The organism is Buttiauxella agrestis, from assembly GCF_900446255.1.
Lineage (GTDB): Bacteria > Pseudomonadota > Gammaproteobacteria > Enterobacterales > Enterobacteriaceae > Buttiauxella > Buttiauxella agrestis.
Map to the genome: position 1 here is coordinate 1,016,586 of NZ_UIGI01000001.1, position 26,033 is coordinate 1,042,618.

The following is a 26,033-nucleotide window of genomic DNA, read 5'->3' on the forward strand; positions in this document are numbered from 1 at the left end:
TCTGACCTAAGGGTACGATTATGATCTATGATACCGCTGTAATCTGTGGTTATTTCATCTTAATGGTGTTGATCAGTTTTATATTTAAAAAAATGGCCAGTAAATCCTCCAGTGATTATTTCCGTGGAGGCGGTCGCATGTTGTGGTGGATGGTGGGGGCGACGGCGTTTATGACGCAGTTTAGCGCCTGGACATTTACCGGAGCCGCCGGGAAAGCGTTTAGTGATGGCTTTATGGTGGCAGCCATATTCCTTGGAAATACCATCGCATACGGAATTTCCTGGCTATGGTTTGCTAAACGTTTCCGCCAGGTGCGCGTTGATACGGCTACTGAAGTGATTCGTCATCGCTTTGGTTCGCAGAATGAACACTTCTTCACATGGGTGATCATCCCACTGAGTATTCTGAGCGGCGCGGTAATGATGAACGCGCTGGCGATATTTGTTAGCACCGTTTTTAACTGGGATCTTTCGGTCACGATTTGGGTAACCGGTATTGTGGTATTAATGATCTCATTATTAAGCGGAGCCTGGGGCGTTGTTGCTTCTGACTTTGTGCAAACATTAATTGTTGCGGTTATTTCTGTTGCCTGTGCCATTGTCGCATTGGTTAATGTTGGTGGGCCGGTAAATATGGTCACTCACTTCCCTTCGGGCTTTATTATGGGGCCGAATATGAACTATGGAGTGGTGATATTAGGCTCGGTTATCTTCTTTATTGTAAAACAGCTTCAGAATATAAATAACATGCAGGACTCTTACCGTTTCCTGAATGCCAAAGACTCAAAGAATGCCCAAAAGGCGGCTTTCTTTGCCATGATATTAATGGCCGTGGGGACGCTGATTTGGTTTATTCCGCCGTGGGTTTCTGCAAGCCTTTATCCAGATGCCACTGCGCAATATGCCGCACTCGGCAACAAAGCCTCGGACACTATTTATTTGAGCTTTGTTGAACGAGCGATGCCTGCGGGAACCGTTGGTTTGCTGGTCGCGGGTTTATTTGCCGCAACCATGTCAACCATGGACCCGGCTTTGAACCGTAACAGCGGTATTTTCGTGCGCAGCTTCTGGGTGCCGGTGGTTTGCCGTAATAAAAAGATCAGTGACCGTGCGGAGCTGTTTGCCGGGAAAATGTTCTGTATTGTGAATGGCTTGCTGGTGATTATTGTTTCGCTGTTCTTCAGTCATCTTGAAGGCATGAGTTTGTTTGACCTGATGATGTCGGTTTCAACACTTGCTCAGGCTCCGCTGCTGGTGCCGCTGTTCTTCGGCATGTTTATCAAGCGCACGCCGAGCTGGGCGGCGTGGGGAACGGTGGTATTCGGTATCTTCGTATCGTGGCTGTGTATGGATGTACTGACCTCGAAAGCGCTCGGCCAGTTGCTGGGAATTGAGTTTACCAAACGCGAACTGAGCGAAATCAACGTCATCATTAACATCGTTGCGCATTTGGTGCTCACAGGAGGGTTCTTTATCTGCACCAAATTGTTCTATCGTGAAACGTCATATTCCGCGAAAGAGCAGCAGCAGATTGAAACCTTCTTCAAGAACATCGAAACCGAAGTGGTGGAAGACTCTCAGCAGAGTGAGTTTGATCGCCTGCAACGTGAAAAGATCGGCTTTATCACGATGTTGATGAGCGGCGGTATGGTGCTGATGGTGTTGATTCCAAACCCGTTGTGGGGACGATTGCTGTTCCTGGGTTGTGCGGCGGCGATATTCCTCGTGGGGTATTTGCTGCGCCTGAGTTGCCGGGTTGTGCAGGAATCCCCGCAACAAGCGAAACATACGCTCTGACTCGCAAAAGCGCCTTTTACCGGGCGCTTTTCTTTTGCATAGCCCGGATGGGTTGGTAGTATTTGTAATACTAAATGACAAATAGAGGTGATCCGATGTTTTCTGATTTACGGAATAAACGTGTATTAGTGACTGGCGCTTCGGCAGGCGTGGGTTTGGCTGCGGCAGAGGCATTTTTACGCTGCGGCGCAAAAGTGGGTATTAATGGCCGCCGTTCAGCGCAGGAGATGGAACCGCAGCTTGCCAGGCTTCGCACTTTAGGTGGCGAAGTTTGCTATTTCCCGGCGGACTTATCCCAGTCAGGTGCCTGTCAGCAACTGGTTAGCGCTTTTGTCGAACAATTTGGTGGCCTCGATGTGCTTATCAATAACGCCGGGGGTTTAGGCGGGCGCGCAGGCCTTGAGAGCATCGACGATGAATTCTATGACCGCATCATGGACTTGAACGCGCGCTCGGCATTAATGATGACCAAATATGCGATTCCCCACCTGCGCGAATCGGCAAAAATCAGCGGTGAAACCGCCTCGGTCATCAGCACCGGTTCGATTGCAGGGCGCGAAGGCGGCGGCATTGGTGCAGGAATTTACGCAGCGTCAAAAGCCTGGTTGCACGATATTCATCGCAACTGGGTGAAAGAGTTCACCAAAGATCATATCCGCTTCAATATTGTCTCGCCGGGCACCATTGATACCGCGTTCCATGAGGATAAACCGCAGGAGTTGCGTGACAAGATTGCCGGGTCGATTGCGATGGGGCGCTTTGGGCGCAGTGAAGAGGTGGCTCCGAGCTTCCTGTTCTTTGCATCTCATAAAATGAGCGGCTACATTACCGGCCAGATTTTAGATGTAAATGGCGGCCAGATGGCCCCTTAAAGGTATCCGCCATACTTCGGGTTGTAGCGGTACTGGCTGCAACTCGAATTATTTTGGCTACACGGTTTAGTGATACACTCATTTCCTTCCCTTTTTCAGGTATGACAAAAGCATGCAATTCACAACCATTGCTACTACGCAACGCGGTCTGGATGGACTTATTGCCAGCGACATCGCCCGCAAGATTCTTTCCGGGCAACTTTTGCCGGGGGATATTTTGCCCAGCGAAGTGGAGCTTTGCGAGCAGCTCGGTGTGAGCCGCACGGCATTGCGTGAGGCGCTCAAACTAGTGTCATCGAAAGGGATGCTTGAGTCTCGCCCGAAAGTGGGAACTCGTGTTCGTCCGCGTAATAACTGGAACATCCTGGATGTTCAGTTGCTCGAATGGATGAACGGCATGGAAGGCACGCTGGAGATGTATCACCAGTTTCTCGAGTTCCGCCGCGTTATTGAGCCGCATGCGACACGCCTTGCCGCTTTGAATGCCACCAGCGAGCAGCGTATTGAGCTTTCTCGAGTACATGAAGAAATGTGCGCCGTGGCGAAGGACTTCGATCCCGATCGTTGGGTCGATGTGGACACGCGCTTCCACCGTGCGATTTTCCTGGCGTCCGGAAACTGCTTTTATGCCCCGTTTGGTAATGTGCTAACCACCGTGTTTAAGTGGTTTATTAGCCATTCGTCAAAAGAGGGCGGCATGTGTCTGGAAGACCATCACCGCATCTATCGCGCGATTATGATTGGCGACGGTGACGCCGCCTTTGAAGCCTCTTTAGCGTTGATGATGGCAAGTAAACATCGCTTATAAAGGCTGCACCGAGAACTGCCCACATCCTGGGCGGTTATCAACGCAGATTTCCAGCGCTTCACCTTCCACAAAATAAACCGCCACTTTAGTCTGGGCGGCAATCTCGTGCTCCAGCACTTCAATACGTTTTACCTGCCCGCGCGCATTGCGCGAGGTTTCGCTGGCTTCATCAAAATAGCCGTGGCTTTCAATGGCGGTGGCAAATAGCATGTTGTCGCCATGAGTACGCCACAACCACGCTGGTTCAACACGTAAATTAAACTGCGGATCGCCAGCACCGGTCTGAGCAATAATCAGCTCGCCGCCCTGGGGTAACGCGCCCGTTGCGCTGTAAAAAGACTCGCCATCAAGCCAGGTCAGTTGCCCATTTTCACCTGCCGGAATCACTCCGCGAGCGCAATCCCATAAATGCTGATAGCCGTGTTGCTCGCCTAATGGCTGCCATTTTGTAGCGTAATTCAGTGGCATAGAGGTGTTGATCAGCTGCCCGCGCCCGTGCAGGCAATAATCATACTGATGGTTATCGCTGCTGCTTAGACTGAATAGGTCGAGCACCAATGGTTTTTCGCACTGCGGCACATTGAGTAATAACACCGTGCGCTGCTGACTGACGCCGGGCCAGCCGTCGTCATAGCGCGCACTCATCCCCTGGCCATGCGGGTTATCGGTATTAAAGAAGTGCGTTTCGCCATGGTGCAAGGCGGCCTGGTTTTTATCGAAATTATGCTGGCAGCCTTCATCAACCACCACCGTGTTGTGGGCCACGGTTTGTTTGCAGTAGCTGTTGTTTTCGGGAATGTAGCGCCCGCCAAATTTCGGTTCGATATTGACCCAGCGACCGAAACCGTAATCACGTAAAAACTCGCGACCTCGATTAAACAGGCTCAGGTGCAAGCCGTCGAAATGGCCGTGGTTTAACGCCGAATGCATTCCGGCAATATTGCCGTGACCGCCCCAGTACAGCTGCGCCATATTGTCATCTTGCTGATTATCTCGCACACGCAACACGCCGATGGCTCCACGCTCACCGTGCTTGCCATCACGAACTAACTGGCTTGGCCAGGGTGACGGCTGGGCTGGCGAGTTTTCCAGGTGCTCGCAAAGCGATAAAGCCCCAAGCCCCGGCCAAACGCAGGATTGCCAACGGGCCAACTCAGCCAGACGGGCATCCTCCCCATAATGCTGCCAGCACAAGCTGACGGCGATAACGGCTCCTTCATCGCGCAAGTCCATGGCTTTTGAGGCGTCATTTAAAGCCGGTAGCGTACCGTCGGGGAAGGCCAGCGCAAACAAGGTGTAGCAAGCGCGCTGAATAATACGCTGGTTATATTCCCAGATATTCAGTTCCGGCTGGCGACGAGAGATGGCTTCGGCGAGCAGGAGGAGAGGGCGCAGAGCAAAGCGCTGGTAATAAAGTCCTTCTATATAGTAACCGTCGCATGAAAAGAGTTGGTTAAGCTGCGCGAAGAAACCCCCAGTTTCGCTATCTCGCGCCAGGCCATACAGCGAATCCAGCACCCATTCGTCATCACCTAGCACATACCCGCAAATCGCGACGGCCGCGACCGACCACATCCCATGGTTATGCACAATATCGAAGGTTGCAGCATGAGTATGTGTGGCGTCGTGCGCCATCAAACGTAGCAAATTGCTTTCAATATGTTGGATTTGCTCTGGGGTCGATTCAGTTTTTACACAGTGCCAGGCTTCAGCGGCATACAGCAAAAACATATGTTCGTTAAGTGTCTGGTGGAATAAACGCCCCGGCGGATTGGTGTCGTGGCTGATGGCATCACCCAACTGCGGGTAGCGATCGGCATAGACGCAGAGAATCTGAATCACCCGTTCTTTGTAACGCGCATCCTGAGTAATGAGCCACAAACGCCCCGCCAGATTCATCATCTGGTAATTCAGTTTGTGCTGAGTGTGTTCCGGCCCGCCACCTTCCCCATGCCCGGGAACCGACAGCGGCGCATTCAGCCATTGTTCAACTTGCTGTTGCTGGAGACGCAGGGTTTCACCCAGCAGAGTATTACGCGTCAAATGGGCGCGTAGCGCTGCGGCATCGTCGTTATCAATAAATAGCGGGGACCAGGTGGACATAGCCTTCTCTCTGACACTTATTAGTATGACTATTTAAGTTTCGGATACCGGGTTATGTCCAGAATGAAAGGCGAAATGAGTCGGGCGGGTCACAAAATTGTGTTTTTATTAGTCATACTAAATGGCCGGGGTTCGTGGCTCCGGCCCTTTTAAATTTGCAGGGTTATTGCTTCGCTTTCGCCAACTCTTTTACCAGCGGCAACAGCACGCGTACCACATCATGACTGCGTTTTTCGATACGATGCGGGAGCCATTTATCCAGGTACTGTTGGTTATCAATCAGGGCGTTATGCCAACTGGTTCCATCCGGGAAGGCTTTGCTCTTCGGGCGTTGCTGATAACCATCTTTTTTGCCCAGCGACCAGTTCGTTGCTTCAACATAAAGCACCGGAATTCCAGCCTCGTCAAAGACGTTGGTATCGCTGCAACAGCCGGTGCCTTTTGGATAAGCAGCATTCAGCCCCGGATTCGTAGTGGCCTGAACGCCAAACTTATGTGCCAGTTTTAACGCCCGATCGCGCGTTAATTTGCTGACCGCAGTCGGCGTTGATTTCCCGCTATTGAAGTAGAGTTTGTCGCCGACAATTAAGTTATCGAGATTGATCACCAGCAGCGTGTTTTTCTTCTCACGGGCCGTCATGCGTTTGAGTATATCTTCCGCGCCCAGCGTGCCAATTTCTTCACCGCTGGTGGCGATAAAACGAATGCCATAACGGGTTGGGATCTCTTTCATGCGGGCAGCAAGTTCGAGCATCACACCTAAACCAGACGCGTTGTCATCCACACCTTGAAGTGTTAATCCGCCAAGATTGTTATTCACATCGTTATCGCTGAGCGGAGAATAGGTATCGAGATGCGCCATAATGATGATTTGCTGCGGATCAACACCCTCGCGGGCAGCAATGACCGAACTGGCGCTCACGTTATGCCAACTCTGATGACCGTCTTTGGTGGTGTAAAGATAGCGGGTATTAAAGCGGCGAATATCGCTTTGGTAGCCAAGCTGGCTAAATTGCTGCTTGAGGTAATCCGCCGCTAACATTTCCGAAGGACTGCCCGTCATGCGCCCTGGGAATACCGTCGCAATGTGGCGTGTTTGTTGACTGGCCATTTCGCCAATTGGCGAGTGACTTGCTAATGCTGGCAAAGTACAGCAAATGCTTAGCGCCAGGCTGGTCAGCGAGTGGCGCAATGCGGAAAACATAGTGGGTCCCTTTCAAAGAGAAAAATTTTTGCCCGCGTAGTATGAAACTGTGATGGGCGTTACACAATTTCAATTGCTCTGAAAGCCGCATTATCTCGTGGGTAAAGCACATTTTGTGATTTGCATTTCCACGGCGTTATTCCTTTGTGGAACTACTCATTCCAATTCGTAATTTCATAACAAATAAACCTCAGCCGTATAGTCCCCTAATGAATTTTTAAACGGTGGGCCATGACCCTCCGTACTAAACCTCGGTTAAGGGAAGGTTATGGACCAGAAACGACTTACTCACTTACGGCAACTGGAGGCGGAAAGCATCCATATCATCCGTGAGGTCGCCGCCGAATTTGCTAATCCGGTGATGATGTATTCCATCGGCAAAGACTCCTCGGTGATGTTGCATTTGGCCCGTAAAGCCTTCTACCCAGGCACGCTTCCATTCCCGCTGCTGCATGTTGATACCGGCTGGAAATTCCGCGAGATGTACGATTTCCGTGACCGCACCGCGAAGAACTACGGTTTTGAGCTGCTGGTGCATAAAAATCCGGAAGGCGTGGCGATGGGGATTAACCCGTTCGTGCACGGTAGCGCTAAACATACCGACATCATGAAAACCGAAGGGCTGAAACAGGCGCTGAGTAAGTACGGGTTTGATGCCGCCTTTGGCGGCGCGCGTCGTGATGAAGAGAAATCTCGTGCGAAAGAACGTATCTATTCTTTCCGTGACCGTTTCCACCGCTGGGATCCTAAAAACCAGCGTCCTGAACTATGGCACAACTACAACGGCCAGATTAACAAAGGCGAGAGCATTCGCGTGTTCCCACTTTCTAACTGGACCGAGCTGGATATCTGGCAGTACATCTTCCTGGAAAATATCGAAATCGTTCCGCTGTATCTGGCCGCACCGCGCCCTGTGCTTGAGCGTGATGGCATGCTGTTGATGGTGGATGATGACCGCATCGATTTACAACCTGGCGAAGTGATTGAGCAGAAAATGGTGCGCTTCCGTACCCTGGGCTGCTGGCCGCTGACCGGTGCCGTTGAGTCCGAAGCGCAGACGCTGCCGGAAATCATCGAAGAGATGCTGGTTTCGACCACCAGTGAACGTCAAGGGCGGGCAATTGACCGCGACCAGGCAGGCTCCATGGAGCTTAAAAAACGCCAGGGTTATTTCTAAGGAGCCGCCAGATGAACACCACTATTGCACAACAAATTGCGGATGAAGGCGGCGTTGAAGCCTATCTGCACGCGCAACAACATAAAAGCCTGCTGCGTTTCCTGACCTGCGGCAGCGTCGATGACGGCAAAAGTACCCTGATTGGCCGCCTGCTGCATGACACTCGCCAGATTTATGAAGATCAACTTTCTTCCCTGCATACCGACAGCAAACGTCACGGTACGCAGGGTGAAAAACTGGATCTGGCCTTGTTGGTGGATGGTCTGCAAGCCGAGCGCGAGCAGGGCATTACTATCGACGTGGCATACCGTTATTTCTCGACGGAAAAACGTAAGTTTATTATTGCCGATACGCCGGGGCATGAGCAGTACACCCGTAATATGGCGACCGGAGCATCCACCTGTGAGCTGGCGATCCTGTTGATCGATGCACGCAAAAGCGTGCTGGATCAAACGCGTCGCCACAGTTTTATCTCCACGCTGCTGGGGATCAAACATCTGGTGGTCGCGGTGAACAAAATGGATCTGGTGGATTACAGCGAAGAAAGATTTGAGCAGATCAAACAGGATTATCTGACTTTTGCTGAACAGCTTCCGGCGGATCTGGATATTCGTTTTGTACCGCTTTCGGCCCTCGAAGGCGACAACGTGGCGACCCAAAGTGCCAGCATGCCGTGGTATACCGGTCCTACTCTGCTTGAGCTGCTCGAAACGGTAGAAGTGAAACGTATCGTGGAGCAACAGCCAATGCGTTTCCCGGTTCAGTATGTGAACCGCCCGAATCTCGATTTCCGTGGTTATGCCGGGACGCTGGCTTCAGGCATTGTTAACGTCGGGCAGCGGGTAAAAGTTCTGCCATCGGGCGTTGAGTCAACCATTGCGCGAATCGTCACTTTTGATGGAGATTTGCAACAAGCCGCTGCGGGCGAAGCGATTACGCTGGTGCTGAAAGATGAAATCGACATCAGCCGCGGGGATTTGCTGGTGGATGCTGCCGACGCACAGCCTGCAGTACAGACAGCGAAAGTCGATGTGGTGTGGATGGCGGAGCAACCGCTGGTGCCGGGCCAAAGCTATGACATCAAAGTGGCCGGGAAGAAAACCCGCGCTCGCGTGGATAACATTCATTATCAGGTTGAAATTAACAGCCTGACCCAGCGCGTGGTGGATACCCTGCCGCTCAACGGTATCGGTCTGGTGGATTTGACCTTTGACGAACCGTTGGTACTGGATAAATACCAGGAAAACCCGGTGACTGGCGGGCTGATTTTCATCGACCGATTGACCAACGTGACGGTGGGTGCCGGAATGGTGCGTGAGCCGCAAGAAGAGGTGTATCAGGAACCTTCTGCGTTTAGCGCGTTTGAGCTGGAACTGAATGCGCTGGTTCGTCGTCATTTCCCACACTGGGGCGCACGTGATTTGCTGGGAGGCAAATAATGGCTGAGCACGACGAAAACGTCGTCTGGCATGCGCATCCGGTAACGGTTGAGCAGCGTGAGAAACTTCATCAGCACCGGGGCGCGGTGCTGTGGTTTACCGGGCTTTCCGGCTCGGGTAAATCGACCATTGCAGGTGCGCTGGAAGAGGCGTTACACAAACTTGGCGTCAGCACTTATTTGCTGGATGGCGATAATGTGCGCCACGGTCTGTGCAGCGATCTGGGCTTTAGTGATGCAGATCGTAAAGAAAACATCCGCCGCGTGGGTGAAGTTGCCAGGCTAATGGCCGATGCGGGGCTGGTGGTGCTGACCGCGTTTATTTCACCTCATCGAGCAGAACGCCAGATGGTGCGCGAGCTTGTCGGGGAAGGGCGGTTTATTGAAGTGTTTGTTGATACACCACTTTCTATTTGCGAAGCGCGTGACCCGAAAGGTTTGTACAAAAAAGCCCGTGCTGATGAGTTGCGTAATTTTACTGGAATTGACTCGGTTTACGAGGCTCCAGAGAACCCGGAAATACACTTAGGCGGCGAACAATTAGTAACAAATTTGATTGCGCAATTATTAGACCTGTTGCGGCGTGACGTTATTATCAAAACCTAAGACATTGCCAGGATTGTTTCGTACCTGGCTTGCAGGGTTTATGGATTCGTTATGCGCAATAGTACCAATATCGCTATTACATCGGCTGAAGCAAGCCCTGGCACCGAAGAGACGACCTGGTCATTGGCCGGGGCGTTTATCGGTTTTTTGTCGTGGCTATTGGCGCTGGGCATTCCGTTCCTGGTTTACGGCCCTAACACCCTGTTTTTCTTCCTCTATACTTGGCCATTCTTCCTTGCGCTCCTCCCTGTTGCGGTGGTGGTAGGGATTGCCTTGTACTCTTTGTTGCGCGGACGCGTGGTATATAGCTGCGCGGCGACGGTGCTGGCCGTGGCACTCATGTTCGGCATTCTATTCTTGTGGCTGATGGGTTAGCCGTAAATATTTACCAAACCGTAACAGACTATTTATGACCGCAAGTTCGCTAACTCGCCTCCAAACGCGCATGTTGCCGCTATCTGTGATAAATTCTGCCGCAAATACGAGGGGCCATTTTGGGCCCAGAGCGAAGCTCGATAAAATTTTGTGCGATGATTGTGCCGTTTTTCAGGGGGCAGGATGGGTAAACTAACGTTGCTGTTACTGGCTTTGTTGGTCTGGTTGCAGTATTCGCTGTGGTTTGGAAAAAACGGCGTACATGATTACACGCGTGTGAACGACGATGTTACCGCTCAGCAGGCGACGAACGCCAAGCTCAAGGCGCGTAACGATCAGCTGTTCGCTGAAATTGACGATCTTAATGGCGGCCAGGAAGCCATTGAAGAGCGTGCGCGTAACGAACTCAGCATGACCAAACCGGGTGAAACTTTCTACCGCCTGGTACCCGATAGCTCTAAGCGCTTAGGCAACACTGCCGGGCAGAACAATCGATAATCAAGCGTAAGTGAATCTACATGGCAGACTCCTCCCCGGACGTAATTGCCGTGGTGCCGGCAGCAGGTATCGGCAGCCGCATGCAAACGGAATGTCCTAAGCAATATTTAAAAATCGGCAATAAAACTATTCTTGAACACGCGGTGGCAAGCCTGATGGCCCATCCACGCGTGGCTCATGTCATTATCGCCATTAGCCCAACCGACAACTGGTTTGCCTCTTTGCCTCTTGCTTCACACCCAGATGTGACGGTCATTGAGGGCGGAGCGCAACGTGCTGATTCCGTGCTTGCCGGGCTAAACGTGGTGCAGGGCGCACAATGGGTGCTGGTACATGATGCGGCGCGCCCATGCTTGCATCAGGATGATTTAGCGCGTTTATTAGCGATAACGGAAACCAGCAAAATTGGCGGTATTCTGGCTGCACCCGTGCGCGACACCATGAAACGCGGCGAGCCGGGTAAAAACCTGATAGCCCATACCGTCGATCGCGAAGACCTCTGGCATGCTTTAACGCCACAACTGTTCCCGCTGGAATTGCTGCGAACCTGCTTGCAGCGCGCACTCGATGAACATGCCTCGATTACAGATGAAGCCTCAGCGCTTGAGTATTGTGGCTTCCATCCCGAATTAATTAGCGCCCGCGCCGATAATATAAAAGTGACTCGTCCTGAAGACCTGGCGTTGGCGGAGTTTTACCTCACGCGGTTAACCCAAACGGAGACTGAATAATGCGTATTGGACATGGTTTTGATGTACACGCCTTTGGTGGAGAAGGCCCGATTATCATTGGTGGCGTACGTGTACCGTTCGAAAAGGGGCTGCTCGCTCACTCTGATGGTGATGTCGCGCTGCACGCATTAACAGATGCTTTGTTGGGGGCGGCGGCTTTAGGGGATATCGGTAAATTATTCCCGGATACTGACCCGGCGTTTAAAGGCGCTGATAGCCGCGAGTTGCTGCGTGAAGCGTGGCGTCGCATTCAGGCTAAAGGTTTCACCCTGGGTAACGTCGATGTGACCATCATTGCGCAGGCGCCAAAAATGGCACCACATATCCCCCAGATGCGCGTGTTTATTGCCGAAGATCTCGGTTGCCATATGGATGATGTGAACGTGAAAGCCACCACCACCGAAAAGCTGGGCTTTACCGGTCGTGGCGAAGGTATTGCGTGTGAAGCGGTCGCTCTGCTGCATAAGGCGCGTAAATAATGGATATGCAGAATCTGACCTGGCTGCACGGCAAGCCACAAGGCACCGGGTTAATCAAAGCCAGTCCAGAGGACTTCGTGGTTATCGAAGACCTGGGTTTTGGGCCGGATGGCGACGGCGAGCAACTACTGTTACGCATCCTGAAAAATGGCTGTAACACACGCTTTGTTGCTGATGCGCTGGCGAAATATCTGAAGGTTCCCGCCCGTGAAGTGAGCTTTGCCGGGCAGAAAGACAAGCATGCAGTAACCGAGCAATGGTTCTGCGTACGTCTGCCGGGTAAAGAAATGCCGGTTATGAGCGGGTTTGAGCTTGAAGGCTGCAAGGTGCTGGAATTTGCCCGCCATCGCCGTAAACTGCGCCTCGGTGCTTTGAAAGGTAACAACTTCACGCTGGTGCTGCGCGACGTGAGTGACCGCGCGGAGCTTGAACAGCGCCTGAATAAGATTCTGCACCAGGGCGTGCCGAACTACTTTGGCAGCCAGCGTTTTGGTATTGCAGGTAATAACCTGCATCAGGCCCTGCGTTGGGCGCAAAGCAATGCGCCAATCCGTGACCGCAATAAACGCAGCTTTTATCTTTCAGCAGCTCGCAGCGCCATGTTTAACCAGATTGTTAGCGAAAGGCTGAAAAAACCGGACTTCAACCAGGTTATCGATGGCGACGCTTTGCAACTCGCCGGGCGTGGGAGCTGGTTTGTCGCAACGCCTGAAGAGATGCCAGAGCTGCAAAGCCGTGTTGATGCGGGTGAATTGCTGATTACCGCGCCACTGCCAGGTGACGGAGCCTGGGGTTCGCAAAACGCAGCACTTGCTTTTGAGCAAGAGTGTGTGGCACAGGAAACTGATTTACAGTCACTGTTGGTACGTGAGCGTGTAGAAGCGGCGCGTCGCGCCATGTTGGTCATGCCGAAAGAGTTAAGCTGGGACTGGTGGGATGATATCACCGTTGAGCTGAAATTCTGGCTGCCAGCCGGGAGTTTCGCGACAAGCGTAGTGCGTGAACTAATGAACGCGCCGGGCGGTTATGCTGATATTGCCGAATAGTAATCCTGGACAGTTCTTTGTTGTGAATGTTACAAAAACAGCAACAATTTCATGACGGCTGCACTAAAATCAGCTAACTGGGATAAAACAATAAGAAGCTTTGTAAATTCACTATGAGAATACTTTTGAGTAACGATGACGGGGTCAACGCGCCGGGCATTCAAGTTCTGGCTGCCCGACTAAGGGAATTTGCTCAAGTGCAGGTTGTTGCCCCTGACCGTAATCGCAGTGGGGCTTCAAACTCACTGACGCTCGAATCTTCATTACGAACTTTCACGCTGGCAAACGGTGATATTTCTGTGCAAATGGGCACGCCGACTGACTGTGTCTATCTCGGCGTGAATGCTTTGATGCGTCCCGCACCTGAAGTGGTGGTTTCCGGTATTAACGCGGGGCCAAACCTGGGCGATGACGTTATCTATTCCGGCACCGTTGCGGCGGCGATGGAAGGGCGACATTTGGGCATTCCGGCGCTGGCTGTTTCGCTTAATGGCCATGAGCACTATGAAACGGCCGCTGCCGTGACATGCACAATTTTGCGTGCGCTAATGCGTGAGCCGCTGCGTACCGGGCGCATTTTAAATATTAATGTGCCGGACTTGCCGCTTGATCAAATCAAGGGCATTCGTGTGACTCGCTGTGGCAGCCGTCACCCTTCAGATAAAGTCATTCCGCAAGAAGATCCTCGTGGAAATACGCTGTATTGGATTGGGCCTCCGGGCGATAAATTCGATGCAGGCCCGGATACCGATTTTGCCGCTGTTGATGAAGGCTATGTTTCGGTAACGCCATTGCATGTTGACCTGACTGCCCATAGCGCTCGCGAGGTCGTCAGCCACTGGTTGAACAAATCAGGAGTGGATGAGCAATGGTAAGCAAACGCGTACAAGCCCTTCTCGCACAGCTGCGTAATCAAGGCATAACGGATGAAAAAGTTCTGAATGCGATTGCGTCGGTGCCGCGAGAAAAATTTGTCGATGAAGCGTTTGAACACAAAGCCTGGGAAAATACGGCATTACCGATTGGTTCAGGCCAAACCATCTCACAACCCTACATGGTTGCAAGAATGACCGAGTTGCTGGAGTTAACTCCTGAGTCGCGTGTGCTGGAAATCGGCACTGGTTCCGGGTATCAAACGGCTATTCTGGCGCATCTGGTGCATCATGTTTGTTCAGTTGAACGCATCAAAGGCCTGCAATGGCACGCAAGGCGACGTTTAAAGCAGCTCGATCTGCACAATATCTCGACCCGTCATGGTGATGGCTGGCAGGGCTGGCATGCGCGAAGCCCATTTGACGCTATTATTGTTACGGCTGCACCGCCAGAGATCCCTGCTGAGTTATTGTCTCAGCTGGACGAAGGTGGTGTTTTAGTTCTCCCGGTTGGCGAAGACAGACAGTATCTGAAGCGCGTTCGCCGACTTGGTGGGGAATTTGTCATTGATACGGTAGAAGCCGTTCGTTTTGTACCCTTAGTGAAGGGTGAACTGGCATAACCCGGAAATATCTTGCTTTTTTTCTAAGGTTTTTGGCGTAACGTTACGCGCAGCGAGATTTTGATAACTGGCCGTAAGCGCCGGTTCTGCCGTATTTTCATACATAAGCATATGATTGTTTTTGGGGGATTAATGAGCGCGGGAAGCCCAACTTTTACTTTACGCCGTATTGCAGCGTTATCGCTGGTGAGCCTGTGGCTAGCTGGATGTACCAGCAATAACAGCCAGGCGCCTATCAGTTCTGTAGGCGGCAACAGCAATGCCAGCAGCAGTTCTTCCGGTGGCATGCTGGTAACCCAGCCACCGAAAATGTCCACCCAAAGCCAGACTCCACAAATTCAGCCGGTGCAGCAGCAACCGACGATCCAGCCGATGCAAACGCAGCCGCAGCCGGTGGTTTCAACGCCAGTGCAAACTCAAAACGGCCACATCGTTTATAACCGCAAATATGGCGATATCCCTAAAGGTAGCTATACCGGCGGCAGCACTTATACCGTTAAACGTGGCGACACGCTTTTCTACATCGCGTGGATTACCGGGAACGATTTCCGTGATTTAGCCCAGCGCAACAGTATACCGGCACCGTATGGCCTGAACGTGGGTCAAACGCTACAAATCGGGAACGCTTCGGGTACGCCAATCACCGGTGGCAATGCCGTGACTACGGCAGATGCCAGCGCACAAGGCGTTGCGCCTACGCCTGTGCAAAATAGCACCACAGTGGTTGCTTCTAAACCTGTAATTACGTATTCTGAGGATTCAGGTGAACAGAGTGCTAACAAAATGTTGCCGAATAATAAAGGGACTGCGACAACTGTCACAGCACCGGTTACGGCACCTGTGGTTAGCTCTACGACTACTGTACCAACTGCCAGCAGCACGTCCGATAGCGCGCCAATTTCGACCTGGCGTTGGCCGACTGAAGGCAAGGTTATTGAGAACTTCTCTGCTACCGAAGGTGGCAATAAAGGGATCGATATCGCAGGCAGCAAAGGCCAGGCTGTTGTTGCTACCGCCTCCGGGCGTGTGGTTTATGCCGGTAACGCGCTGCGTGGTTACGGTAATCTAATCATCATTAAACATAACGATGATTACCTGAGTGCCTACGCCCATAACGATACAATGCTGGTCCGGGAACAACAAGAAATCACGGCGGGGCAGAAGATAGCTACCATGGGTAGCACCGGAACCAGTTCAACACGTTTACATTTTGAAATTCGTTACAAGGGGAAATCCGTCAACCCGCTGCGTTACTTGCCGCAGCGATAAGCCGGCGAAGTACTTAACTGCAGATCTGTATTTATGCACATAAGTATTTTGCCCAGGGATCACGGGTAGGAGCCACCTTATGAGTCAGAATACGCTGAAAGTTAACGAGTTAAATGAAGACGCGGAATATGATGAGAATGGAGTTGAGGTCTTTGACGAAAAAGTCCTCGTAGAAGAGGAACCCAGTGATAACGACATTGCCGAAGAGGAGTTGTTGTCACAGGGGGCCACTCAGCGTGTGCTTGACGCGACTCAGCTTTATCTTGGGGAGATTGGTTATTCCCCATTATTGACAGCCGAAGAAGAGGTGTATTTTGCCCGCCGCGCTCTGCGTGGTGATATCGCTTCCCGCCGTCGCATGATTGAAAGTAACTTGCGTCTGGTGGTTAAGATTGCCCGTCGTTATAGCAATCGCGGTCTGGCTCTGCTGGACTTGATTGAAGAGGGTAATCTGGGGCTGATTCGTGCCGTTGAGAAATTTGACCCAGAACGTGGGTTCCGTTTTTCAACGTATGCAACATGGTGGATTCGTCAGACCATCGAACGGGCAATCATGAACCAAACCCGTACGATTCGTTTGCCGATTCATATCGTGAAAGAGCTGAACGTTTATCTGCGTACTGCTCGCGAACTCTCTCACAAGCTTGACCATGAGCCGAGTGCGGAAGAGATTGCCGAGCAACTGGATAAACCGGTTGATGATGTTAGCCGTATGCTGCGTCTCAACGAGCGCATTACTTCAGTCGACACCCCGTTGGGTGGCGATTCTGAAAAAGCGCTGCTGGATATTCTGGCTGACGAAAAAGACAACGGCCCGGAAGACACCACACAAGACGACGATATGAAACAAAGTATCGTTAAGTGGTTGTTTGAACTGAACGCCAAACAGCGTGAAGTGCTGGCTCGTCGTTTTGGACTGCTAGGCTATGAAGCTGCAACACTGGAAGATGTGGGCCGTGAAATCGGCCTGACTCGTGAACGTGTTCGTCAGATTCAGGTTGAAGGTCTGCGTCGTCTGCGTGAAATTTTGCAGACGCAAGGTCTGAATATCGAAGCATTGTTCCGCGAGTAAATGTTCCGCGAATAATCGACTGTTCAAATAAAGAAGCGGTGACCCAGGTCACCGCTTTTTTTATGTTTTTTGTAGGCCGGGTAAGCGCAGCGCCATCCGGCGTTTTCTACACCAGACTCTTCAAGCGATAAATCCACTCCAGCGCCTTACGCGGTGACAGCGAGTCCGGATCTAATGCTTCCAGCGCCTCAACCGCAGGCGAGGTTTCCTCTGCGACAGACAACAGCGACATCTGTGTTCCATCGACCTGTGTCGCGGCGGTGTTGTTAGAAAGCGTTTCCAGCTCGCGCAGTTTTTGACGCGCACGTTTGATCACTTCTTTTGGCACACCTGCCAGCGCGGCAACGGCCAGGCCATAACTTTTGCTCGCTGCACCGTCTTGCACGCTGTGCATAAACGCAATGGTGTCGCCATGTTCAATCGCATCAAGGTGAACGTTCGCTACACCTTCCATTTTTTCAGGCAGCGTTGTCAGCTCAAAATAGTGCGTGGCGAACAGCGTCATGGCTTTGATGCGATTAGCCAGGCTTTCTGCGCACGCCCAGGCGAGCGACAAGCCATCATACGTGGACGTTCCACGGCCAATTTCATCCATCAGCACCAGACTATGTTCGGTGGCGTTATGCAGAATATTGGCGGTTTCGGTCATTTCCACCATAAAGGTCGAACGCCCGGATGCCAGGTCATCTGCGGCACCGACACGGGTGAAGATACGGTCGATTGGGCCAATTTCCGCCTGCTGTGCGGGAACAAAACTGCCGATGTAAGCCAGCAACACAATCAGCGCAGACTGGCGCATATAGGTACTTTTACCGCCCATGTTCGGGCCAGTAATAATCAGCATACGGCGTTGCGGAGCAAGGCTCAGCGGATTAGCGATAAACGGTTCGCTCAGCACTTGTTCAACTACCGGATGGCGGCCCCCGACGACTTTAATACCAGGCTTATCGCTTAATTGCGGACAGGTGTAGTTCAGGCTGTAGGCACGTTCAGCAAGGTTCACCAGCACATCGAGTTCCGCGAGAGCGGTCGCACTTTGTTGCAACGCTTCAAGATGAGGCAACAACGCGTCGAACAGTTGATCGTAGAGTTGTTTTTCGAGCGCTAATGCTTTCCCTTTGGAAGTCAGAACTTTGTCTTCGTACTCTTTCAGTTCAGGAATGATATAGCGTTCGGCATTTTTCAGCGTCTGGCGGCGCACGTAGTGAATCGGCGCGTGGTGACTCTGGCTGCGGCTAATCTGAATGTAATAACCGTGCACGCCGTTGAAACCGACCTTCAACGTATCCAGACCGAGTTTTTCACGCTCGCGGATTTCCAGTTTATCGAGATAATCTGTCGCGCCATCCGCCAGCGCACGCCACTCGTCTAACTCTTCGTGATAACCCGGCGCAATCACGCCGCCATCGCGCACCAGCACAGGAGGCGACTCCACCACCGCGCGCTCGAGCAATTCACGCAATTCGGTGAATTCGCCCATGTTTTCACGCAGCGTTTGTACATAATCAGTCGGGACGTCGGCCAGTAACTGACGCAGTTCCGGTAACTGTTGGAATGCGTGGCGCATACGCGCTAAATCACGCGGACGCGCGGTGCGTAACGCCAGGCGCGCCAGAATACGTTCGAGATCGCCGACCTGACGCAATACCGGCTGAATTTCAGCGCTACGGTCTTGCAGAGCGGCGATGGTCTGCTGGCGTTTTTGCAGCACATCAACATTACGAATCGGCATATGCAGCCAGCGTTTCAGCATACGGCTGCCCATCGGCGTGACGGTGCAATCCAGCACTGAGGCGAGCGTGTTTTCAAAGCCGCCAGACAGGTTCTGGGTAATCTCCAGATTACGGCGCGTGGCGGCATCCATAATAATGCTGTCTTGCTGGCGATCCATGGTCACTGAACGGATGTGCGGCAGTGAAGTACGCTGCGTGTCTTTGACGTATTGCAACAGGCAACCAGCAGCACATAACGCGTGATGGGCATTTTCGACGCCAAAACCGGTGAGGTCGCGGGTGCCGAATTGCATATTCATCTGCTGACGGGCTGTAGAGATTTCAAATTCCCACAGCGGGCGGCGACGTAAACCGCGGCGGCCTTCAATCAAACGCGTTTCGGCAAAATCCTCTGCGTACAGCAGTTCAGCAGGATTGGTTCGCTGAAGTTCGGCGGCCATGGTTTCGATATCTTCTGGCTCGGACAGGCGAAAACGCCCGGAGCTGATATCGAGCGTGGCATACCCGAAGCCTTTGCCGTCTTGCCAGATGGCGGCTAGCAGGTTGTCCTGGCGCTCTTGCAGCAGGGCTTCATCGCTGATAGTGCCTGGCGTAACGATGCGCACGACTTTGCGCTCGACAGGCCCTTTGCTGGTGGCCGGATCGCCAATCTGTTCGCAAATGGCGGCAGATTCACCCAGATTCACAAGCTTAGCTAAATAGTTTTCGATGGCGTGATGTGGCACGCCAGCCATAGGAATCGGTTCCCCGGCGGATGCGCCGCGTTTGGTCAGGGAAATATCAAGCAGTTGAGACGCACGTTTTGCATCGTCATAAAACAACTCGTAAAAGTCACCCATGCGATAGAACAACAAGATGTCGCGATGTTCTGCTTTGAGGCGCAGGTACTGCTGCATCATTGGGGTATGGGCGTCGAAGTTTTCCGTTGTACTCATAATGTTTTTCTTTTTAATCCATTGAATTAAAAGTTAATTGCGATTTTTTATTATTGTTAGGGGTCACATTATCGCATGAAGCTGATTCACCGTGAAAAGCTTCGCTATTACACCATAGAACCACTCGATGACATATCGCCAAACCGCAGGAAAACTTCGCGTCGGCTCGCAGAGTCTGTTACTCCCGCTGTGATTTTGATTTACCATAAGGAATACACATTCGTCGTTAGTCATATGGATATCTCAACACATGCGTTACTCCGTCGCGTTACTTCCGCTTATTGTTTTGCTGGCCGCATGTAGCAGCAAACCGAAAACTGAAACTCCGCAGCAGCAAGCCGGCACGCCTTCGGGTGGTTTCCTGTTGCAGCCGCAGCATGATGTCTTTATGCAGACGGGGGATTTTGCCAATAATCCTGAAGCCGAGAAGTTCATCAATAAAATGGTGAGCGAGCATGGCTTTGACCGCCAGCAATTGCATGAAGTGCTTTCTCAGGCGAAAAGATTAGATTACGTGCTGCGTTTGATGGATCAACAAGCGCCAACCACCGCGCCGCCTCCGGGTCCAAATGGCGCATGGTTACGTTATCGCGCTAAGTTCATTACGCCAGATAACGTGCAAAATGGCGTCGCGTTCTGGAATCAATATGATGACGCGCTGAAACGTGCTTTCCAGGTTTACGGCGTGCCACCGGAAATTATCGTCGGAATTATCGGTGTGGAAACCCGCTGGGGCCGCGTGATGGGTAAAACGCGCATCATTGATGCACTGGCGACGTTGTCATTTGCTTATCCGCGTCGTGCGCAATACTTCTCGGGCGAACTGGAAACCTTCCTGCTGATGGCACGTAATGAAGGCGATGATCCGCTGGCATTGAAAGGTTCGTTTGCCGGGGCGATGGGCTACGGTCAGTTTATGCCATCCTCCTTTAAAGAATACGCGGTTGATTTCAACGGCGACGGCCATGTGAATTTATGGGATCCGGAAGACGCCATCGGCAGCGTCGCGAATTACTTTAAAGGTCACGGTTGGGTGAAGGGCGATTTAGTTGCGGTTCCGGCCAACGGCCAGGTCCCTGGGCTGGCGAACGGTTTCAAAACCAAATATTCGGTTTCTGCGTTGCAGCAGTCCGGACTTACCCCACAAAGTTCCCTGGGGAATCATCAGGAAGCCAGTTTGTTGCGCCTGGATATGGGTGACAGATACCAGTACTGGTACGGCATGCCGAACTTCTACACCATCACGCGCTACAACCACAGCACGCATTATGCGATGGCGGTCTGGCAGCTCGGTCAGGCAGTAGCGCTGGCTCGCGTTCAGTAAGCTTTTCCCCGCCTTATTCTGAGGCGGGGTTTTCCCCTCGTTTATATCGTGTAGGTTTTTCCTGATCGTCGATCAGGAATTTACATCGCATTCAATTTGATTTATGTTATGTTATAACAAATCAAGATTGAATGGTTTATCCCGCAATGCTTCCTTCACGGACACTCTTTACCATGGCTGCTCCGGTACGATTTTGTGCCGTCTTAATTTTGCTTGCTGGTTTATGGCTGGCAATTTTATGGGCGATAGCACTGCCATGATCTCGCTAAATCAATTAGTGCTGGGCTACCAGGGACAGGGCGTAACAGCGCCATTAACCGGCCATATTACGCAAGGCAGCATGACTGCCATCATCGGTGCGAACGGCACTGGGAAATCGACCTTACTCAAAACGCTGCTGAAGCTTCAGCCACCGGTCTCCGGGCAATTATTATTTACGGATGGATGCGCCCCCCGCATTGCGTGGTTGCCGCAGCTCGCCGAGATGGAACGGCAGTTCCCTACCACCGTTTACGATGTGGTTTGCATGGGGGCATGGCCTGCGCGTGGTCTGTTTTCTGCGTTGAATCGCAAAAATCGTCTGCAAGTAACCGATGCTATTGAGCGTGTTGGTTTAGGCGCTTACAGCAAAAAACCTATCGAAATGCTGTCCGGCGGTCAGTTTCAAAGAATGTTATTCGCGCGGCTGTTGGTGCAAAACGCGCCGCTGGTATTGCTGGATGAACCCTTTACCGGCGTTGATTCACAGACCAGTGATTTTTTGATGACGTTAATCTGCCAGATGCACCAGGCAGGGCAAACGGTAATGGCGGTATTGCACGATAACGAACGTGTCAGCAGGCATTTCCCGCAAGTTTTACTGCTTGAGCAAGAAAATTTCCATTGGGGGGATGCTGCTCAAGTGTTGCCTCGTTACTCGCAAACAGGCACACCTCTGGCGTTATCCGCATGATTTATCACTTTTTAATCGAACCATTTATCGACTACGGCTTTATGCGCCGGGCGCTGGTGGCGTGCCTGGCGTTATCTATTAGTACCGCGCCGTTGGGGATTTTCCTCTTACTACGACGCATGAGCCTGGTGGGCGATGCGCTGTCGCACGCGATTCTACCCGGTGTTGCCGTGGGGTATTTATTGGCAGGTATGTCGTTGATCGCCATGGGTATTGGTGGTTTTGTGGCGGGCGTGCTGGTGGCGTTAATCTCAGGCCTGGTGAGTTCACGAACCAATCTAAAAGAAGATGCCAGTTTTGCCGGGTTCTATCTCGGCTCGCTGGCGCTGGGCGTCACGCTGATATCGCTACGGGGTTCCAGTGTCGATTTACTGCATCTATTGTTCGGTTCCATTCTGGCGGTGGATAGTCAGGCCACTCTCTTTGTTGGCGTGATTGCGAGCGTGACGTTGCTTATTCTGGCCGGGTTGTATCGAGGGCTGGTGATGGAAACCTTTGACCGCAGCTTTTTGCAGGTTAATAACCGCTTTGCTCCCCATCTTATACACGGTGTTTTTCTCGCGTTGCTGGTGCTTAATCTGGTCGCGGGATTTCAAATTCTCGGCACGCTGATGTCTGTCGGATTGATGATGCTGCCCGCTGTTTCTGCGCGTTGCTGGGCGAAAACGTTACCAGGCGCGATGCTGATTGCCGTGATTTGCGGCCTGTTATCTGCCTGGCTTGGGCTGGCGTGGTCTTTTGCTGCAGCACTTCCCGCAGGCCCGGCTATCGTATTAACGGCGAGCATAGGCTTCTTTATCTCAATACTTTTTGGTTCGCGTAGCGGACTGGTTCGGAGCCTTGGTAGAGGCTGGATAACAACAAGCAAGGGGATTAAATGAAACGTTTTGGGATGATGATTGCATTGGTGCTGGCTTGCTCCAGCCAGGCGACACTCGCTAAAAACCTCAATGTGGTTGCCAGTTTTACGGTGCTGGCTGATATGGCAAAACAGGTTGGCGGTGAGCATGTGACGGTGAAAAGTCTGGTGGGGCCAGATGGTGATCCCCATAGCTTTGAACCTTCACCACAAGACAGCGTCGCGTTAAGCAAAGCTGACGTGGTTATTGTGAGCGGGCTGGGTATGGAAGGGTGGATGGACCGCCTGGTGAGTGCGTCAGGATATAAAGGCAAAGTGATTGTCGCTTCCGAAGGCGTTTCCACTCGTAAAATGGAGGAGGAGGGTAAGCAAGTTACCGACCCGCACGCCTGGAACAGTGCCGAAAACGGAGCTATCTACGCACAAAATATTACTAAAGCGCTGATGGCTGCCGACCCTGAAGATGCGGCAACAATTAGCGAGAGCGGCACCGAGTATGTCACCCGCTTGAAGCTGCTGGATAGTTGGGCGAAAACGTGTTTTGAGTCTATTCCAAAATCACACCGCAAAGTGCTCACCAGCCACGATGCATTCGGGTATTTTGGCCAGGAGTATGGCGTCACTTTCCTGGCGCCAGTGGGTTTTTCAACAGAAGCTGAAGCGAGCGCCAGCGATGTTGCGACACTCATTAAGCAGCTTAAAAACCAGCACATCAAAACTTACTTTATTGAGAATCAGACCGACCCTCGCCTGGTAAAACAAATTGCTGCGGCCAGTGGCGCGCAGCCGGGTGGCGAGCTTTATCCTGAAGCACTTTCACCCGCAGGCGGCCCAGCCAGCACCTATGAAATGGCGTTTAAACACAATGTGGACGCCATCGCTAACAGCATGAAGTGATTTAATCGGCCAGCAATCGCTGGCCGTTCTGTTTTTTCTGGAACCGCCTCGTATTATCTAATGTAATCCTCTGAAAGCGTCGTTAAGTGCTATCGTGTAAGCCTGCGATATGTCTACAATCGGAGCCAACATGACAGAGAAAACATTGCGTCAATTAAGTCACCAGGTCGGTGAAGCACTGGGTCAGCTCGGTGCCACTCTTACCACTGCTGAATCTTGTACTGGTGGCTGGATTGCGAAAGTGATTACTGATGTTTCGGGCAGTTCCGCCTGGTTTGAACGCGGCTTTGTTACCTACAGTAATGAAGCAAAACATCAGATGATTGGTGTTGACAGCGGCACCCTGGAAACTCACGGCGCAGTGAGTGAAGCCGTAGTGCGCGAAATGGCGCAAGGGGCGTTATACGCGGCCGCAGCTGACTTCGCGGTTGCCGTCAGCGGAATTGCCGGGCCAAATGGCGGCAGTGCTGAAAAACCAGTCGGTACGGTGTGGTTTGGTTTTGCTTCAAAGAAAGATGGAACGGTTGCACACCATCAATGTTTTGATGGCGACCGTGACTCAGTTCGCCGCCAGGCCACGGAATACGCACTGCAAACTCTGTGGGAAGAATTTCTCAAAAATAAGCTTGATACTGTATGACCATACAGTATAATTGGCACAACAAAACAGCATAGTAAGCAGTGTGGCACATCCGTGTATCACCCTGCATGACAGGAGTAAAAATGGCTATCGACGAAAACAAACAGAAGGCGTTAGCGGCAGCACTTGGCCAAATTGAAAAACAATTTGGTAAAGGCTCCATCATGCGTCTGGGTGAAGACCGTACCATGGACGTGGAAACGATCTCTACCGGTTCACTTTCACTGGATATCGCTCTGGGGGCCGGTGGCCTGCCAATGGGTCGTATCGTTGAAATCTACGGGCCAGAGTCTTCTGGTAAAACGACGCTGACTTTGCAAGTTATCGCCGCCGCTCAACGTGAAGGTAAAACGTGTGCGTTTATCGATGCCGAGCACGCTCTGGACCCGGTTTACGCTAAAAAACTGGGCGTAGATATCGACAACCTGCTGTGCTCCCAGCCAGATACTGGTGAGCAAGCGTTGGAAATCTGTGATGCCCTGGCACGTTCTGGTGCTGTAGACGTACTGGTTGTTGACTCCGTTGCTGCACTGACGCCGAAAGCTGAAATTGAAGGCGAAATCGGTGACTCTCACATGGGTCTTGCGGCACGTATGATGAGCCAGGCCATGCGTAAACTGGCAGGCAACCTTAAGCAATCCAACACCCTGCTTATCTTCATCAACCAGATTCGTATGAAAATTGGTGTGATGTTTGGTAACCCAGAAACCACTACGGGTGGTAACGCGCTGAAGTTCTACGCTTCTGTCCGTCTGGATATCCGTCGCATTGGCGCGGTGAAAGATGGTGATAACGTGGTAGGTAGTGAAACCCGCGTCAAAGTCGTTAAAAACAAAATTGCTGCACCGTTTAAACAAGCTGAATTCCAGATCATGTACGGCGAAGGTATTAACTTCTACGGCGAACTGGTTGATCTGGGCGTGAAGCACAAGCTGATTGAAAAAGCGGGTGCATGGTACAGCTATAATGGTGAGAAGATTGGGCAGGGCAAATCAAATTCCAGTAACTTCCTGAAAGAGAACAAGCCAATGGCTGTCGAAATCGAGAAGAAACTGCGTGACATGCTGCTCAATAACCAGGATGGCACACCAGACTTCGTCGTTGATGACCACGACAAAGACGTTGCCGAAACCAAAGAAGACTTCTAAATCCCATAAGGGCTGCTACGGCAGCCCTTGTTTGTTTCTGCGTAACAACATTTTCTTTTAAACAGGTTATCCGCTATGCCTGCTGAATCTACTTCCCGCCGCAGCCCATATTCCCGATTATTAGACAAAGCCACTCGCATTTTGGCGATGCGCGATCACAGCGAACAAGAACTTCGTCGCAAACTGACGGCCCAGCCGACTTTTCCCGGAAAACCAAAAACAGACGAAGATCCTTTTACGCCAGAAGATATCGAAAAGGTAATTGCCTGGTGTTATGAACATCGCTGGCTGGATGACGAACTTTTCGCAACACGCTTTATCGCCAGTCGTGGCCGCAAAGGTTATGGCCCGCAGCGTATTCGCCAGGAATTACAAAGCAAAGGTATTTCGCGAGAGACGGGGGAAGCCGCTATGCTGAATTGCGAAATAGACTGGCAGGTGATGGCACAAGAAATTGCTGAGCGAAAATTTGGTGAGCCGCTTCCAACAGAATGGAAAGAACGAGCCAGGGTGCAGCGCTTTCTTCTATACCGCGGATTCTTCATGGAAGATATCCAGGGCGTTTATTCACGGTAA

Annotated in this window: 25 protein-coding genes; 22 read left to right on the forward strand and 3 right to left on the reverse strand. The window is 51.8% G+C overall.

What is annotated here, in order from left to right; translation table 11 throughout:
* Positions 1-62: 62 nt before the first annotated feature.
* The 3 genes from DY231_RS04840 (at position 63) to DY231_RS04850 (ending at position 3,476) form a co-directional block, all read left to right on the forward strand.
* Positions 63-1,796 carry a sodium:solute symporter family transporter gene (locus tag DY231_RS04840; protein ID WP_256682702.1) on the forward strand — a complete coding sequence of 578 codons (1,734 nt, stop codon included), beginning with the start codon at positions 63-65 and terminating at the stop codon, positions 1,794-1,796.
* A gap of 95 nt (positions 1,797-1,891) precedes the next feature.
* The gene (locus DY231_RS04845; RefSeq protein WP_115627483.1) at positions 1,892-2,668 is read left to right on the forward strand and encodes an SDR family NAD(P)-dependent oxidoreductase; all 777 of its coding nucleotides are present in this window, start codon (positions 1,892-1,894) and stop codon (positions 2,666-2,668) included.
* A gap of 112 nt (positions 2,669-2,780) precedes the next feature.
* Positions 2,781-3,476 carry a FadR/GntR family transcriptional regulator gene (locus DY231_RS04850; protein ID WP_115627484.1) on the forward strand — a complete coding sequence of 232 codons (696 nt, stop codon included), beginning with the start codon at positions 2,781-2,783 and terminating at the stop codon, positions 3,474-3,476.
* On the opposite strand, the gene DY231_RS04855 is transcribed toward DY231_RS04850, so the two are convergent.
* Positions 3,471-5,579 (reverse strand): heparinase II/III domain-containing protein, encoded by a 2,109-nt coding sequence (locus DY231_RS04855; protein WP_115627485.1) that lies wholly within the window; start codon positions 5,577-5,579, stop codon positions 3,471-3,473. The two genes, DY231_RS04850 and DY231_RS04855, sit on opposite strands and share 6 nt — an antisense overlap.
* A 163-nt stretch (positions 5,580-5,742) precedes the next feature.
* A complete protein-coding gene (locus DY231_RS04860) occupies positions 5,743-6,783 on the reverse strand; it encodes an aminopeptidase (RefSeq protein ID WP_115627486.1) in 1,041 nt (346 codons plus the stop codon).
* 268 nt (positions 6,784-7,051) lie between these two features.
* Here DY231_RS04860 and cysD point away from each other — a divergent pair, with 268 nt between their 5' ends.
* The 12 genes from cysD (at position 7,052) to rpoS (ending at position 16,969) form a co-directional block, all read left to right on the forward strand.
* Positions 7,052-7,960, forward strand: coding sequence for a sulfate adenylyltransferase subunit CysD (cysD, locus tag DY231_RS04865; RefSeq protein ID WP_034497961.1), 909 nt, complete (start codon positions 7,052-7,054; stop codon positions 7,958-7,960).
* A gap of 11 nt (positions 7,961-7,971) precedes the next feature.
* Positions 7,972-9,399, forward strand: coding sequence for a sulfate adenylyltransferase subunit CysN (gene cysN / locus DY231_RS04870; protein WP_115627487.1), 1,428 nt, complete (start codon positions 7,972-7,974; stop codon positions 9,397-9,399).
* Positions 9,399-10,004, forward strand: coding sequence for an adenylyl-sulfate kinase (gene cysC / locus DY231_RS04875; protein ID WP_115627488.1), 606 nt, complete (start codon positions 9,399-9,401; stop codon positions 10,002-10,004). The genes cysN and cysC overlap by 1 nt, the downstream gene beginning before the upstream one ends.
* 51 nt (positions 10,005-10,055) lie before the next feature.
* Positions 10,056-10,379: a DUF3561 family protein gene (locus DY231_RS04880; RefSeq protein WP_115627489.1), complete on the forward strand. Its 324-nt coding sequence runs from the start codon at positions 10,056-10,058 to the stop codon at positions 10,377-10,379.
* 183 nt (positions 10,380-10,562) lie between these two features.
* Positions 10,563-10,877: a cell division protein FtsB gene (gene ftsB, locus DY231_RS04885; RefSeq protein ID WP_034497953.1), complete on the forward strand. Its 315-nt coding sequence runs from the start codon at positions 10,563-10,565 to the stop codon at positions 10,875-10,877.
* 20 nt (positions 10,878-10,897) lie between these two features.
* A complete protein-coding gene (gene ispD, locus DY231_RS04890; protein ID WP_115627490.1) occupies positions 10,898-11,608 on the forward strand; it encodes a 2-C-methyl-D-erythritol 4-phosphate cytidylyltransferase in 711 nt (236 codons plus the stop codon).
* Positions 11,608-12,087 carry a 2-C-methyl-D-erythritol 2,4-cyclodiphosphate synthase gene (gene ispF, locus DY231_RS04895; protein WP_034497950.1) on the forward strand — a complete coding sequence of 160 codons (480 nt, stop codon included), beginning with the start codon at positions 11,608-11,610 and terminating at the stop codon, positions 12,085-12,087. The genes ispD and ispF overlap by 1 nt, the downstream gene beginning before the upstream one ends.
* Positions 12,087-13,133, forward strand: coding sequence for a tRNA pseudouridine(13) synthase TruD (truD, locus tag DY231_RS04900; RefSeq protein ID WP_370511279.1), 1,047 nt, complete (start codon positions 12,087-12,089; stop codon positions 13,131-13,133). The genes ispF and truD overlap by 1 nt, the downstream gene beginning before the upstream one ends.
* 113 nt (positions 13,134-13,246) lie before the next feature.
* Entirely contained in the window at positions 13,247-14,008 is a 762-nt protein-coding gene (gene surE / locus DY231_RS04905; protein WP_034497946.1) for a 5'/3'-nucleotidase SurE, read from the forward strand.
* Positions 14,002-14,628: a protein-L-isoaspartate(D-aspartate) O-methyltransferase gene (locus DY231_RS04910; RefSeq protein WP_115627492.1), complete on the forward strand. Its 627-nt coding sequence runs from the start codon at positions 14,002-14,004 to the stop codon at positions 14,626-14,628. The genes surE and DY231_RS04910 overlap by 7 nt, the downstream gene beginning before the upstream one ends.
* 132 nt (positions 14,629-14,760) lie before the next feature.
* Positions 14,761-15,897 (forward strand): murein hydrolase activator NlpD, encoded by a 1,137-nt coding sequence (gene nlpD, locus DY231_RS04915; RefSeq protein ID WP_115627493.1) that lies wholly within the window; start codon positions 14,761-14,763, stop codon positions 15,895-15,897.
* A 79-nt stretch (positions 15,898-15,976) separates the two neighbouring features.
* A complete protein-coding gene (gene rpoS, locus DY231_RS04920; RefSeq protein ID WP_115627494.1) occupies positions 15,977-16,969 on the forward strand; it encodes an RNA polymerase sigma factor RpoS in 993 nt (330 codons plus the stop codon).
* A gap of 106 nt (positions 16,970-17,075) precedes the next feature.
* On the opposite strand, the gene mutS is transcribed toward rpoS, so the two are convergent.
* The gene (gene mutS / locus DY231_RS04925) at positions 17,076-19,637 is read right to left on the reverse strand and encodes a DNA mismatch repair protein MutS (RefSeq protein WP_115627495.1); all 2,562 of its coding nucleotides are present in this window, start codon (positions 19,635-19,637) and stop codon (positions 17,076-17,078) included.
* 250 nt (positions 19,638-19,887) lie between these two features.
* On the opposite strand from mutS, the gene mltB reads away from it, so the two are divergent.
* The 7 genes from mltB to DY231_RS04960 all read left to right on the forward strand — a co-directional run bounded on the left by mltB (position 19,888) and on the right by DY231_RS04960 (position 26,033).
* Positions 19,888-20,961, forward strand: a complete 1,074-nt coding sequence (mltB, locus tag DY231_RS04930) for a lytic murein transglycosylase B (RefSeq protein ID WP_034497930.1) — start codon at positions 19,888-19,890, stop codon at positions 20,959-20,961.
* A 238-nt stretch (positions 20,962-21,199) separates the two neighbouring features.
* Complete coding sequence (locus DY231_RS04935; RefSeq protein WP_256682640.1) at positions 21,200-21,913, forward strand: metal ABC transporter ATP-binding protein; 714 nt, start codon at positions 21,200-21,202, stop codon at positions 21,911-21,913.
* Positions 21,910-22,794: a metal ABC transporter permease gene (locus DY231_RS04940; RefSeq protein WP_115627496.1), complete on the forward strand. Its 885-nt coding sequence runs from the start codon at positions 21,910-21,912 to the stop codon at positions 22,792-22,794. The genes DY231_RS04935 and DY231_RS04940 overlap by 4 nt, the downstream gene beginning before the upstream one ends.
* Complete coding sequence (locus DY231_RS04945; protein ID WP_115627497.1) at positions 22,791-23,669, forward strand: metal ABC transporter substrate-binding protein; 879 nt, start codon at positions 22,791-22,793, stop codon at positions 23,667-23,669. Before DY231_RS04940 ends, DY231_RS04945 begins: the two co-directional genes overlap by 4 nt.
* A gap of 130 nt (positions 23,670-23,799) precedes the next feature.
* Positions 23,800-24,309, forward strand: coding sequence for a nicotinamide-nucleotide amidase (gene pncC, locus DY231_RS04950; protein WP_034497925.1), 510 nt, complete (start codon positions 23,800-23,802; stop codon positions 24,307-24,309).
* 83 nt (positions 24,310-24,392) lie between these two features.
* Positions 24,393-25,457 (forward strand): recombinase RecA, encoded by a 1,065-nt coding sequence (gene recA / locus DY231_RS04955; RefSeq protein ID WP_034497924.1) that lies wholly within the window; start codon positions 24,393-24,395, stop codon positions 25,455-25,457.
* A 75-nt stretch (positions 25,458-25,532) separates the two neighbouring features.
* On the forward strand, positions 25,533-26,033 hold the full coding sequence (locus tag DY231_RS04960) for a regulatory protein RecX (RefSeq protein ID WP_115627498.1): 501 nt from the start codon (positions 25,533-25,535) through the stop codon (positions 26,031-26,033).

Excerpts from the sequence above, each read along its gene's own strand:
- DY231_RS04840 (WP_256682702.1), top strand. The coding sequence starts at position 63 with ATGGTGTTGATCAGTTTTATATTTAAAAAAATGGCCAGTAAATCCTCC.
- DY231_RS04845 (WP_115627483.1), top strand. The coding sequence starts at position 1,892 with ATGTTTTCTGATTTACGGAATAAACGTGTATTAGTGACTGGCGCTTCG.
- DY231_RS04850 (WP_115627484.1), top strand. The coding sequence starts at position 2,781 with ATGCAATTCACAACCATTGCTACTACGCAACGCGGTCTGGATGGACTT.
- DY231_RS04855 (WP_115627485.1), bottom strand. The coding sequence starts at position 5,579 with ATGTCCACCTGGTCCCCGCTATTTATTGATAACGACGATGCCGCAGCG.
- DY231_RS04860 (WP_115627486.1), bottom strand. The coding sequence starts at position 6,783 with ATGTTTTCCGCATTGCGCCACTCGCTGACCAGCCTGGCGCTAAGCATT.
- cysD (WP_034497961.1), top strand. The coding sequence starts at position 7,052 with ATGGACCAGAAACGACTTACTCACTTACGGCAACTGGAGGCGGAAAGC.
- cysN (WP_115627487.1), top strand. The coding sequence starts at position 7,972 with ATGAACACCACTATTGCACAACAAATTGCGGATGAAGGCGGCGTTGAA.
- cysC (WP_115627488.1), top strand. The coding sequence starts at position 9,399 with ATGGCTGAGCACGACGAAAACGTCGTCTGGCATGCGCATCCGGTAACG.
- DY231_RS04880 (WP_115627489.1), top strand. The coding sequence starts at position 10,056 with ATGCGCAATAGTACCAATATCGCTATTACATCGGCTGAAGCAAGCCCT.
- ftsB (WP_034497953.1), top strand. The coding sequence starts at position 10,563 with ATGGGTAAACTAACGTTGCTGTTACTGGCTTTGTTGGTCTGGTTGCAG.
- ispD (WP_115627490.1), top strand. The coding sequence starts at position 10,898 with ATGGCAGACTCCTCCCCGGACGTAATTGCCGTGGTGCCGGCAGCAGGT.
- ispF (WP_034497950.1), top strand. The coding sequence starts at position 11,608 with ATGCGTATTGGACATGGTTTTGATGTACACGCCTTTGGTGGAGAAGGC.
- truD (WP_370511279.1), top strand. The coding sequence starts at position 12,087 with ATGGATATGCAGAATCTGACCTGGCTGCACGGCAAGCCACAAGGCACC.
- surE (WP_034497946.1), top strand. The coding sequence starts at position 13,247 with ATGAGAATACTTTTGAGTAACGATGACGGGGTCAACGCGCCGGGCATT.
- DY231_RS04910 (WP_115627492.1), top strand. The coding sequence starts at position 14,002 with ATGGTAAGCAAACGCGTACAAGCCCTTCTCGCACAGCTGCGTAATCAA.
- nlpD (WP_115627493.1), top strand. The coding sequence starts at position 14,761 with ATGAGCGCGGGAAGCCCAACTTTTACTTTACGCCGTATTGCAGCGTTA.
- rpoS (WP_115627494.1), top strand. The coding sequence starts at position 15,977 with ATGAGTCAGAATACGCTGAAAGTTAACGAGTTAAATGAAGACGCGGAA.
- mutS (WP_115627495.1), bottom strand. The coding sequence starts at position 19,637 with ATGAGTACAACGGAAAACTTCGACGCCCATACCCCAATGATGCAGCAG.
- mltB (WP_034497930.1), top strand. The coding sequence starts at position 19,888 with ATGCGTTACTCCGTCGCGTTACTTCCGCTTATTGTTTTGCTGGCCGCA.
- DY231_RS04935 (WP_256682640.1), top strand. The coding sequence starts at position 21,200 with ATGGGCGATAGCACTGCCATGATCTCGCTAAATCAATTAGTGCTGGGC.
- DY231_RS04940 (WP_115627496.1), top strand. The coding sequence starts at position 21,910 with ATGATTTATCACTTTTTAATCGAACCATTTATCGACTACGGCTTTATG.
- DY231_RS04945 (WP_115627497.1), top strand. The coding sequence starts at position 22,791 with ATGAAACGTTTTGGGATGATGATTGCATTGGTGCTGGCTTGCTCCAGC.
- pncC (WP_034497925.1), top strand. The coding sequence starts at position 23,800 with ATGACAGAGAAAACATTGCGTCAATTAAGTCACCAGGTCGGTGAAGCA.
- recA (WP_034497924.1), top strand. The coding sequence starts at position 24,393 with ATGGCTATCGACGAAAACAAACAGAAGGCGTTAGCGGCAGCACTTGGC.
- DY231_RS04960 (WP_115627498.1), top strand. The coding sequence starts at position 25,533 with ATGCCTGCTGAATCTACTTCCCGCCGCAGCCCATATTCCCGATTATTA.